The organism is Pleomorphochaeta sp. DL1XJH-081 (genome assembly GCF_049310885.1).
GTDB lineage: Bacteria > Spirochaetota > Spirochaetia > Sphaerochaetales > Sphaerochaetaceae > CAYZJV01.
In genome coordinates this window covers 1-1,178 of record NZ_JBMDYO010000014.1, presented here as the reverse complement: position 1 = coordinate 1,178, position 1,178 = coordinate 1, and the positions used below count along the sequence as shown (strand labels likewise).

General features: G+C 52.9%; 2 protein-coding genes. Both read left to right on the top strand.

Annotation, left to right across the window (positions count from 1 at the left end; translation table 11 throughout):
- Nucleotides 1-280 (top strand): NAD(P)H-dependent oxidoreductase subunit E (locus ACODJP_RS13355; RefSeq protein WP_422482336.1); only part of this gene is annotated, 280 nt, incomplete at its 5' end.
- Nucleotides 277-1,178, top strand: a 902-nt coding sequence (locus ACODJP_RS13350; RefSeq protein ID WP_422482334.1) for a 4Fe-4S binding protein, incomplete at its 3' end; no start/stop codon positions are given. The genes ACODJP_RS13355 and ACODJP_RS13350, both read left to right, overlap by 4 nt.

The following is a 1,178-nucleotide window of genomic DNA, read 5'->3' as shown; positions in this document are numbered from 1 at the left end:
TTCTCAAAAGAATGGGGACAGTATCCATGTATCCGTCTGTACCGGTACCAACTGCGCGTTCCGAGGAGCTTCCCAGCTTGTGGAAGCTTTACGCGCCGAGAAGGATATCCAGGAACATTGCATCATCGACGAGATGTCCTGTCCCAATAAAGTCTGCGATCACTCGAGGAGATCTCCTGTTGTGAAAATCGATGGCGATTATATTCTCGAGGCGAAACTGGAAGCGATCATGGACGATGTGCATACCCGAATAGAGAAGAAGCGGGAGGCAAAGCCATGAGTGAGATCGGCGTAAAACGGGTATTTGAACGGATGCGGGGAATCTATACTCCTGTGACCGATCTCCGTAGGCGGTTGCTCATGGAGACAGTACGATTCATACTTGACGGAAAGAAACCCTCGGAAATAGAGTCCCTCCCATTCAGTATCATCGAAATGGGAAACCCGATGTACCGTTGCTGTTCATACCGGGAACTTTCCATCGTGAAGCAACGTCTCAGGTTGGCCTTCGGCCTGCCGCTTGTGGAGGAACGGGAGCATATTCCGGTCTCCAGCGGAATCGAAAAGGCCTTCACCAGTGAAAAGATCATCGAGACTCCCCTGGTCAACGTCATCCGCGCCGCATGCGAGAAATGTCCCGAGGATCAGGTTATCGTCACCGACGGATGCCAGTCGTGCATGGCACATCCATGTTCGATCGTATGCCCGAGAAACGCCATTTCATTCCCTGAGGGAAAAGCACTCATAGACCAGGAGAAGTGCATAAAATGCATGAAATGTGTCCAAGTATGCCCCTATGCCGCCATTACCAGGAGAGTACGTCCCTGCGCCGAGGCGTGCGGTGTGGATGCCATCGATTCGGATGAGGAAGGGTATGCCCGTATCCATCAGGATATTTGCGTAAGCTGCGGACTATGCACAGTATCCTGCCCCTTCGCCGCCATTTCCGACAAATCGGAGATTGTCCAGGTGACCTTCTCCCTCATGGAACGGAAACGGAAGACGACTTCCCCGAAGCTGCATGCGATCGTGGCACCGTCATTCACCGGGCAGTTCGGCAACAAGGTGACACCGGAAATGATATTTGCCGGCATCCAGCGTCTGGGATTCGACCGGGTGATGGAAGTCGCCTATGGCGCGGATTGCGACACAATCCTACTCGCCGAAAAATACACAAC